This is a genomic window from Reichenbachiella sp. 5M10, assembly GCF_002742335.1.
Lineage (GTDB): Bacteria > Bacteroidota > Bacteroidia > Cytophagales > Cyclobacteriaceae > Reichenbachiella.
In genome coordinates this window covers 4620420-4630784 of sequence record NZ_MDGR01000007.1, presented here as the reverse complement: position 1 = coordinate 4630784, position 10365 = coordinate 4620420, and the positions used below count along the sequence as shown (strand labels likewise).

The following is a 10365-nucleotide window of genomic DNA, read 5'->3' as shown; positions in this document are numbered from 1 at the left end:
CTTATCACTCAACCTTATCATCAAAATTTTCCAGCAACCTATTGTCGCTTTCCCCTTAACGGGACGCAAAGATAAGCGAATGCTTTCTCCAAATCCCAACCAATTCAGAAGTTTATTTTTAATTACTTTTAGCCCCCTAGCATACAGCTGAAAACCAAAACATTAAACCCATTCTTCATCGGCATATCACTAAATAATCCGGAAACCTTTCGTCCCCTTATCCCTTAACGGGACGCAAAGATAGAACACCCGACGCCACTTTTCCTAACACCACAAACAAATAATTGCATAAAAACAAACAACCATCACGCAACTGCATGACTCGCAATTACTTACATATGAAAGTAATTTTGAGGAGGCATAAAAGCTCGACTCGTGTGATTCCTATCACGATATCTATACTCTTCTAAAGTCATGAATCACCTATAGTTTCTTATATTAGTAGAGTAGCAAGAGAGAAGGTGTAATCTGTACAATCTCATATTAGATTTGCCATATGAACAAACAATGGGTCATTCAAGAGACTCCCGATCCGTCTCTTGTCACTACGCTACAAGAATCTCTGCATATTGGTCAGCACCTTGCTGGTCTATTGGTACAACGAGGGATTTCAAACTATGATGAAGCCAAAGCATTCTTTCGGCCTGAACTAACAGATAGTCATGATCCCTTTGATATGAAGAATATGTCTATCGCTGTAGAGCGTCTGACCCAGGCCATCTTCAACAATGAAAAAATCCTCATCTACGGCGACTATGATGTCGATGGGACGACATCCGTCGCTCTCGTCTATAGTTTTTTGAAAACATTCAGTTCAAACCTTTTCACCTATATACCCGACCGGTACACCGAAGGCTACGGCGTCTCTATGAAGGCCATGGACTGGGCTATCGAACATCGAATGGACCTAATCATCACCTTGGATTGTGGAATACGTGCTGTCCAAACCATCAGTCATGCTGCAGCCAATCATATCGATACAATCATCTGTGATCATCACTTGCCTGGCCCTGTACTCCCTCCAGCAGTCGCTATCTTAGACCCCAAACAACCTGACTGTGATTATCCTTATGAAGAACTGTCTGGGTGTGGGATTGGTTATAAGCTAATGGAGGCCTTTAGTATTCAAAATGGGATTGATGAAAATCAACTGTTACAATTTTTGGATCTAGTGGCTGTAAGTATCGCATCAGACATCGTCCCTATCACTGGGGAAAACCGAACCTTGGCTTTCTTTGGTTTGAAAAAATTAAATTCCCACCCTGTCCCTGGACTCAGCGCTCTCATCACCAAAGCAGGGTTAAAAACTCCACTGACCATATCCAATGTGGTATTTGGAATCGGGCCTCGGATCAATGCCGCTGGCCGTATCAGTCATGCTGATGCTGCTCTCGATCTTCTCACACAAAACTCCCTCGAGGCGGCCAAGGTTTTTGCTGAAAAACTCAATCTAGAAAACGAAGAAAGAAAGTCTTACGATGAATCCATAACAAAGGAGGCGCTGGATCTCATCGCTAAAGGGGACCCAAACAACAATACAACAGTACTATTCAAAAAAGACTGGCACAAAGGCATCATCGGTATCGTCGCTTCCCGCTGTATCGAGCATTACTATCGTCCCACTATCATCCTCACTGAATCTAATAACCTGATCACTGGATCTGCTAGATCGATCGAAGGCTTCAATGTCTATGCAGCCATCGAAGCATGTAGCGAACATCTGGAACAATTTGGTGGACACAAATATGCTGCTGGCCTCACCATGAAGAAATCTCAATTGAAAAAATTCAAAGAAACGTTTGAGCAAAAAGTAAGTGAAGTAATCAAGCCTGAAGACAAAATCGAAAAAGTCCTCATTGACATGGAGCTATCGTTAGATGAGATTTCACCAAAATTCAATAGTATCTTGAAACAGATGGGGCCATTTGGACCAGGGAATATGCAGCCAGTATTTGTCAGCCGAGGAGTAACACTACATACAGCACCTCGAGTCCTCAAGGAAAAACATCTCAAATTGGCGATCAAACAAAACGGGAGTATGGTCTTTGATGCTATTGGTTTTGGCATGAGCTCCTACGAAGAGCTAGTTAGTGCCCCCTTTGATATCATCTATACTATCGAAGAGAATCACTTCAGAGGGGAGACGACCTTGCAACTAATGATCAAAGACCTTAGAGTTTGTGAGAAGACAAACCTCAATTGAAATATTATCATTAAAATTGCCAAAATACATCCTGTAGCAATATTCTATCTATGCAATTAAGGGCAGAGAATCTGATCAAAAAATACAAGAAACGCACAGTCGTCAAGGGAATCTCCGTGACTGTAAATCAAGGTGAAATCGTAGGGTTGCTTGGCCCGAATGGGGCTGGAAAAACCACGTCCTTTTATATGATCACAGGGTTGGTCAAGCCCAACGAAGGCCATATCTATTTGGACGATGAGGATATCACCGAACTCCCTATGTATAAACGCGCAAAAAAAGGAGTGGGCTACCTCGCACAAGAAGCTTCCATTTTTCGCAAACTCAGTGTAGAAGAAAACATTCTCTCCGTACTAGAGATGAGAAACATTTCCAAAGCTGAACAAAAAGAAAAGGTAGAGTATCTACTAGAAGAGTTTAGCCTAACTCACGTCCGCAAAAACCTCGGAGGAGTATTGTCTGGAGGGGAACGTAGAAGAACTGAGATCGCTCGAGCTCTGGCCATCGATCCACACTTTGTCCTATTGGATGAGCCTTTTGCTGGGGTCGACCCCATCGCAGTGGAAGAGATTCAGAGTATCGTCGCTCAACTCAAAAACAAAAACATCGGCATACTCATCACGGACCACAACGTAAATGAAACACTATCGATCACCGATAGGGCCTATCTGATGTTTGAAGGCAGTCTACTCAAGTCTGGTACTGCGGAAGATCTCGCAGCTGACGAACAAGTCCGCCGGGTCTATTTGGGTCGACATTTCGAACTGAAGCGAAAAATCTAAGCGAGCTTGGAAATCATCAATTCAATACTCACCTGGGTAATGAAGAAGCGCATACACCAAATTGAGCTTTTTCAGAAATATCCCCTTGACGTGCAAGAAGAAATTCGGTGCAGGCTAATTCAAACAGCAAAGAAAACAGAATTTGGCAAAAAGTATGATTTTGCCAACATCCAGAACATCGAACAATACCGGAACAACGTCCCTGTACACAACTACGAAAAACTCTACCCTTACATCGAGCGAAGAATGAAAGGAGAAGAGAAGCTGCTTTGGCCGACGGATGTCAAATGGTTTGCCAAGTCGTCTGGAACAACCAATGCCCGCAGTAAATTCATTCCTGTTTCTGCCGAAGCACTCGATGAGTGCCACTTTAAAGGTGGTAAAGACTTGATCTCTATCTACGCCAACAACTACCCAGACACCAAAATGTTTTCTGGGAAAGGACTAGCGCTCGGAGGAAGCCATCAAATCAACGAACTCGACCCAAAAGCCAACTCCTACTATGGAGATGTCTCAGCAGTCATTATGAAAAACCTCCCGATGTGGGCCCAGATCATTCGTACTCCTTCGTTAGAGATTGCTCTGATGGACAACTGGGAAGAGAAAATCGAGAAACTCGCAGAAACAACCATAGACGAAAACGTAACAAGCATCTCAGGCGTACCTACTTGGACCATCCTGCTACTGCAACGCCTAATGGAAATGAAAGGTGCCAAGGACATCACTGAGATCTGGCCGAACCTAGAGGTGTTCTTTCATGGAGCAGTATCGTTTACCCCTTATCGTAACCTCTTCAAACAACTCATCCCCTCTCAGGGCATGCGCTATGTCGAAACATACAATGCATCAGAGGGTTTTTTCGGTATACAAGACCAAAAAGATTCGGAAGAACTCCTACTCATGCTCGACTATGGGATATACTACGAGTTTATCCCCTATGGGGAAATACACAACGAAAACCCAAAAGCCATAGGGCTCGAAGATGTAGAGCTAGGACAAATCTACGCACTCTTGATCACCACCAATGCGGGACTTTGGAGATACAGCATAGGGGACACGATCAAATTCACTTCACTGTCTCCCTACCGCATCAAAATCGCCGGACGAACCAAGCATTTCATCAATGCCTTTGGAGAAGAGCTTGTCGTAGAAAATGCCGAAACGGCTATATCAGAGGCTTGTGAAAAAACAGGTGCTATGATTGACAACTTCACCGCTGCTCCGATGTACTTCACTGACAAAAGCGAAGGCAGCCACGAATGGGTGATTGAATTCAATAAAAAACCAGAGAGTCTCGAGCGCTTCACTACGATACTAGATGAGACACTACGACAAGTCAACTCCGACTATGACGCCAAGCGCTACAAAGATCTTGCCTTGAAAATGCCCGTCGTGCATATCGCAGAGCCGGGGTCCTTTTATCAGTGGATGAAAAAGCGCGGCAAACTTGGTGGACAGAACAAAGTACCTCGCCTGGCGAACAATCGTGAATACATCGACGATCTACTCGCCATGCTCAAGGCTCAAGACTAAAACTTGCCCAACTGTATAGACAGCATCCCGTAAAAATCTGACAAATCACCGTCGGTCAAGTTGTCCATATCTAGCCCGTGAGCGAAACGATAGCCAGCTCCTACAGCCAAGCGAAAGTGATGCGAAATATTCATTTCTATCTCAGCGGCAGAATCAACCACAAAGAAACTTGAACTCTCCACCGTAAGGGATCGGTCGTCATAATAACTCGCAAAATGATAAGGATCAAGTGCCTGAATGTTGCCCGCACCAACCAAAACGGGTAAACTAATGTGTATAATCTCCTTGGGGAACAGCTTACACCCGAGCAAAAGCCCCGCATAGCCTCCATTCATCTCAAGTTTGGTGGATGTGCCTCCGTTGGTTTCGCCTACAAAATCCGGTCGAATAGCCCAGCCATACATACCCAAACCAAGCATTACATTTTTGTTGATCAGCATCCCGCCATGTACGCCTACCAGAAGCGACTGCTTCTCTTTTACCGAACCTATTTTGAAATCGGCACTTCCAAACCCCGTGATGTCATTATCCTTATGAATCAAGGACTTAATCTCCTTCTTTTCTTCATCGTCCATGTAGTTTTGGGCGAAAGCCAAATGTCCCCAAATCATCATGCTCACTAGCAAGTATATGTTCTTTCTCATACTTTAGAATATGTATTTCAAGCCAATAGCCCCGTCCCAAAAATCTCCATCTAGCTTCCTAAATCCGATGTAATTCAAATATGGTTTGAGGTCAACGTTCACCGACATAGGTATCCGCAACAAGCGATACTCCACTCCGATCATTGCATCTATCCCCATCTCTACAAACTCATCCTTGAAATAGTAGTAATCATCCGGAGAATATTGATCTATTCTTTTGCTGATTTTCTTGTTCTTTTGGTAGCCCAAATGCCCCCCGACCCCCACATAAAAATAAAAATTGTCTGTAGAGGCTACTGACATAGGTATATGATGAAGGTACAATGTAGTAAGCTGTACACCTTCGTCGCGTCCACTTACCCATGCTTCGATGGCATGCTCACCTTTGAGAAATTTCTTATACGTCAACGCAGAGGTCTTGCTACCATAGCGAACCCCTGCAGATTGATGGTATTGCTGTGCCTCGGTACACAGCGGACTCAATACGAATAGCAGCACTACCACTAGTGCGTAGGTTAGTTTAGTTATGCTCATTTCTTCCTTGACATTCCTGACTCTTCCAAAAACAAATAGATGTCTCCACCCGTGCCTTCGATATTTACTTTACTCTTTTTGCCTTTGTATATACCAATATCCCCAGTCAAAATGATAACTTCTTTGGTTTCTATGTCATATGCCTTGTCCATTCCTCTAAACGAATTGGTCAAATAGATCTGGTCTTCTTTTCCTTTGATCTCGGCTTGAAAATATGAACCTACACCAAAGGTAAAATTGATATCCGCGTGCTTGGACTGTACAGCCACCGACCCAAAGTTAGGGTTGATGTGGTTGATCGTACATGCTCCGTAGTTAAGGGTCAAATCCACTCGATCACTCATGCTATCGATCTTGATATCGGTAAAAGTCGCCGTACCACGCAATGCCATAACCTGACCAATCTGCAGATTGTCGTTCTTGGAATTGAGCTTCACACTCTTGGCTCGATCCAAATTGATTTCGGAGGTATAGCTTTCAATGCTGAGAATACTCCCCTCTTCAACATACGCTTCTGCCACTTTCAACTCCAGATAAGCATCAGACAGCTTATTGAACCGCCCTTTTCCATAACTCAAATACACTTTGGACTTGCCCCGCAGCTCGTGGATTTGCAAGTCACCATGAGACACATCAATTCGAGCGTCTCCCCAAAACTGATCTACAAACAGATCACCGTAGCGATTGGTCACATCCAATTTGCACTTTCGTGGGATGAATACTTCATAGTCAACACTAATCTTGTTTTTACTCACAAGATTTTTGGAATAATCACTGATGCTGTTCCACATTTGGCTCACTACACTCGAGTTGCGATCAAATATCGTCTCGGCAGAGAGCACACTACCAAAATGATCGAAATCCACATCTACTCGATTGATCAGTTTGTCCATCGAATCACCTGACTTACCATAGCCTGATATCTCGACCCGTATCACAGCCGAATCCGCATCCCAAGTATTGACGATCACCTGACCATATTTATTGGACAGCTCCACAGCCGAATGCTCCTTCAGAACAAAAGCCCGATGGATCGTCTTGGTAATCTTGCTATCACTCTGAGCCCATACTTGTGGAATCGCAAGACCTCCTAGCACAAGCCAAATCCCTATCCATCTACAATTTCTTCGCATCACTTTGATCCAATCTTTCTAAGATCCTCTCGAGTATCTCAAGCTTAATTTTATAATTTTCGATCATCTCGTTGATGACTTCTTGATTGTCTACATTATCATTGAGATCTCTCTTCATTTGGACGAAAGCCTCGTCCAATGTTTCCATATCTCGAGATATATCGGCAAAATTCTCCAAATGTGACACCTGTTGCATCTTGAGCGCAATTTCACCTTGATAATAGTTTTGCACCTCTACCAACTCCGGCGATATGGCCGTCGCTTGATACTTCTCCACTAGCAAAGAAGTCAACCCAAGCCCCAAAGCAAGCAACAAAGCTGCTGCCCCAACCAGGCCTCTCCACAGGTATCTACGTGGGAGGCGAATGTGCCTATTGTCCTCATCCAACCACCCCTCGACCTGATCCCAAGTACCTTTGGGCACATCATACATTTCAAAAGACTCACGCTTAGACTCCACATGGTTTTTCCACTCATCCATTCCCATAACTTGTCGTGTTTTGAAGGTTAATAATATGACGAATTTTCTGCTTTGCTTTGCTGTATTGAGACTTAGATGCTCCTTCGGTAATATTGAGAATCTGAGCAATTTCCTTGTGATCATATCCCTCGAACAAAAACAAGTTCAATACCGCACGGCTACCAGGGGCTAAGTGTTCTATCGCCTGCATAATTTTGGCAGCCTCCGTTTGTACCAAATCCTGATCTGACACAGCATCCACATACTCTTGTACTTCTTCTCCCTCGTCTAGAGAAAGCGCAAAAATTTTGCGCTTTCTCATCGCATTTAGACACTTGTTGATGGTGATTCTTTTGATCCAAGCGCTAAAAAAATTGATATCCTTGAGTTTTTTAATTTGTATGAAGGCATCTACAAACGCATCTTGTAAAATGTCCTTGGCTTCATCGTCATCTGCCACCATTCTGCGACAGATGTTGTACATCGCTTTGGCATACAGATGGTACAATTCCGATTGAGCCTTGCGATCCCCCTCTTGACACCTCAAGATGATCTCTTTATGAATATCTCTCTGCACGAATTGGTCAGTTTTAATTACCCTATAGACACCGCCTATTACCCAAGGTTTCCATTTCCTCCTACAAATTACCTGTATACTGATAAACCGCCGCAAAAATGAATTTGCCATAGAAACACCGCTGCTTCTTTGGGGCAAAACCAGCAGAGATGATCTCTGTATCCAAATCCCTCAGCTTCTCGCTTTGCAGCTTTGCCACACAGCGAAAAAAACCATGCATACTCCATGACAACCACCTGTGCCACCCCCTCTTCTCTTCCATTCGAAAATCCGAGACCAGCAGCAGGCCCGAGTGTTTGAGTACGTACCGCACCGTCTCCAAAATCAACAACAAAGACCCCGCATCAAAAAGATCAAAAAAGAAAGGTCCCATAACCACGTCAAACTCTTGTGGCTGGATAGTCACTTGTGGAAAAGAAGCATGAACAAAAGTGATTTGATTTACACCTGATTTTCTCTGTTTCGCACGATCAATCATCCCCTTGGAACTTTCCACATAGACAATCTGCAAATCATCATACAATTCGGCGAGGTCCTCTAGTATTTTTCCAGACCCTCCTCCTACAATCAACATGCGACTACCAGAAGGAATCTCTGAGAGAAAAAACCGGTTAGCCCTCTCTATGCCTCCCCAAAAGACGACCTTGGCCAACGCGTCATACACTGGAGCTATCGAATCAAAATTGTTCAAAACAAAAAGACAAGAACAGGTACAAAGAAAACAGCATCCCCTATCACCCTATAGGATTCATTTTGGTAGAAGAACTCTCTTCTAAAAAACAAAACAGCCAAAAAACCTCCCATCACGGTGATCAAAAGTTGAAAAATAAACCAAAATCGTCCCGTCTCATACCAAAAACCATACAGTAGCACAAAAAACAAAACAATGAAAGCACCCTTTAACATCTTGACCAACTGCTTTTGACCAAAGATGGTAGCCCAAGAGCTAAATCCATCTTGTTGATCCTTGGCCTGCTCATACATCGAAAACAACATCAAATTGATCAAAGCTAACAACCACAGTTCTACAAAGACCACCACCACAGAGTAATCCCACACTAAGCCAGATGACAAAGGCCCCAAAAACACCCCTACTGTATAGAGCGTAGCAATGAGAACCTCTTTGGCGATAAACACCCTCAACCACCATGTCAGCAAGATATAGATACCTACGAGCCCTGCCACTACCGTTCCATAAAGCAGGGTAGCGACAGGCAAATAAAATACAAGGATCAAACTCAGTGCAGCCACGACAATTAGAGCACCAAAAATAGGGGTAGCAAAACGATAGTGAAAGGTATGACGAGGCATGCTGGGTTCTTTCTTGAGCTTTTTGGCATCAAGTAGATGATCCAGGGTATAAATCATCCATACACAAAGAAACAATGCCCAGGAAACAGAAGGCTCCATCGACACCCCAAAGAGGTAAGCAATACTCTGTGTCAACACCACTGCTCCTAACGCTATGTCTAGTGACAACCATGTCATCAGACGAAAAACCATGATGGGAATATGAGTAGTGTTCAAACCAAAGCAGAGTTACAAAAAAAGCCCTAACAGAAACTGTCAGGGCTTTCAATTTATCAAATATTATTCGAATTAAGAATCGCTTGCCAATGCTTCTGCACCTCCAACAATCTCTAAGATCTCCTTGGTGATCGCCGCTTGACGCGTTCTGTTGTATGTCAATTTCAATTGCTTCAACAATTCTCCTGCATTGTCAGTAGCTTGGCCCATGGCAGTCATACGTGCACCATGCTCCGAAGCATTCGACTCCAATACTGCTTTATAGAATTGAATCTTTAGCGACTTTGGGATCAGCTCATTGACCACATACTCTGCTGATGGTTCAAAGATGTAATCTACGTTGCTTTTCGACGGGCGCTCTTCTGATACGCTTTCGGACTGTAGAGGCAAGAATTCCTCCGTACGCACAATCTGGGTCGCGACGTTCTTGGATTCATTGTAGATCAAATCGACCTTGTCATATGCACTAGACTCAAAGGACTCCATCACATACTCTGCCGCTTCTCTCACTTTATCGAAAGTCAAATCCTGAAACATATCCTGATAGCCCTTTATGACTTGGTAGTTTCTTTTAGAAAAGTACTCAAAAGCCTTTTTGCCTATTGGAAGAATATGCACGCCATCGTGCTTGTTCTCGTAAGAATACTTCTTTTCGACCGCAGAGATGGCAGCTTTAAACACGTTGTTGTTGAAAGCACCACATAGCCCTCTATCAGAAGACACGACCACCAGCAGGACGTTCTCTACTTCTCTTGTTACTCCAAAGGCATTTTCGATTTCACCATCGAGTGCCGAAGATACATTCTGTAGAATACCCGTTAGCTTTTGAGAATAGGGTCTCATCTGCGTGATACGATCTTGCGCACGTTTCAACTTGGCAGCCGCGACCATTTTCATGGCGCTGGTGATCTGCTGTGTCGAGGTGACAGACTGGATCCTATTCTTTACTTCCTTCAAATTAGCCATTTCAGC

General features: G+C 43.7%; 11 protein-coding genes. 3 read left to right on the top strand and 8 right to left on the bottom strand.

Annotated elements, in window-relative coordinates; translation table 11 throughout:
• Positions 1-496: 496 nt before the first annotated feature.
• Genes recJ through BFP72_RS18895 form a run of 3 tightly spaced genes read left to right on the top strand, consistent with a single transcriptional unit; the run spans position 497 to position 4518 of the window.
• A complete protein-coding gene (gene recJ / locus BFP72_RS18905) occupies positions 497-2203 on the top strand; it encodes a single-stranded-DNA-specific exonuclease RecJ (RefSeq protein WP_099600638.1) in 1707 nt (568 codons plus the stop codon).
• A gap of 50 nt (positions 2204-2253) precedes the next feature.
• Complete coding sequence (lptB, locus tag BFP72_RS18900) at positions 2254-2985, top strand: LPS export ABC transporter ATP-binding protein (RefSeq protein ID WP_099600637.1); 732 nt, start codon at positions 2254-2256, stop codon at positions 2983-2985.
• A gap of 39 nt (positions 2986-3024) precedes the next feature.
• Complete coding sequence (locus BFP72_RS18895; RefSeq protein ID WP_255397262.1) at positions 3025-4518, top strand: GH3 auxin-responsive promoter family protein; 1494 nt, start codon at positions 3025-3027, stop codon at positions 4516-4518.
• Here BFP72_RS18895 and BFP72_RS18890 read toward each other — a convergent pair.
• The 8 genes from BFP72_RS18890 to atpG form a co-directional block, all read right to left on the bottom strand.
• Complete coding sequence (locus BFP72_RS18890) at positions 4515-5162, bottom strand: hypothetical protein (protein WP_099600635.1); 648 nt, start codon at positions 5160-5162, stop codon at positions 4515-4517. The genes BFP72_RS18895 and BFP72_RS18890 overlap by 4 nt on opposite strands.
• 3 nt (positions 5163-5165) lie before the next feature.
• The gene (locus BFP72_RS18885; protein WP_099600634.1) at positions 5166-5696 is read right to left on the bottom strand and encodes a hypothetical protein; all 531 of its coding nucleotides are present in this window, start codon (positions 5694-5696) and stop codon (positions 5166-5168) included.
• The gene (locus tag BFP72_RS18880) at positions 5693-6829 is read right to left on the bottom strand and encodes a hypothetical protein (protein WP_099600633.1); all 1137 of its coding nucleotides are present in this window, start codon (positions 6827-6829) and stop codon (positions 5693-5695) included. The genes BFP72_RS18885 and BFP72_RS18880 overlap by 4 nt, the downstream gene beginning before the upstream one ends.
• On the bottom strand, positions 6813-7310 hold the full coding sequence (locus tag BFP72_RS18875) for a hypothetical protein (protein ID WP_143520138.1): 498 nt from the start codon (positions 7308-7310) through the stop codon (positions 6813-6815). The genes BFP72_RS18880 and BFP72_RS18875 overlap by 17 nt, the downstream gene beginning before the upstream one ends.
• On the bottom strand, positions 7303-7866 hold the full coding sequence (locus tag BFP72_RS18870; RefSeq protein ID WP_158233466.1) for an RNA polymerase sigma factor: 564 nt from the start codon (positions 7864-7866) through the stop codon (positions 7303-7305). The genes BFP72_RS18875 and BFP72_RS18870 overlap by 8 nt, the downstream gene beginning before the upstream one ends.
• A 61-nt stretch (positions 7867-7927) precedes the next feature.
• Positions 7928-8557, bottom strand: coding sequence for a class I SAM-dependent methyltransferase (locus BFP72_RS18865; protein WP_099600631.1), 630 nt, complete (start codon positions 8555-8557; stop codon positions 7928-7930).
• Entirely contained in the window at positions 8554-9393 is an 840-nt protein-coding gene (locus tag BFP72_RS18860) for a hypothetical protein (RefSeq protein ID WP_143520137.1), read from the bottom strand. Before BFP72_RS18860 ends, BFP72_RS18865 begins: the two co-directional genes overlap by 4 nt.
• Positions 9394-9465: 72 nt before the next feature.
• Positions 9466-10359, bottom strand: coding sequence for an ATP synthase F1 subunit gamma (gene atpG, locus BFP72_RS18855; RefSeq protein WP_099600629.1), 894 nt, complete (start codon positions 10357-10359; stop codon positions 9466-9468).
• Positions 10360-10365: the final 6 nt, after the last annotated feature.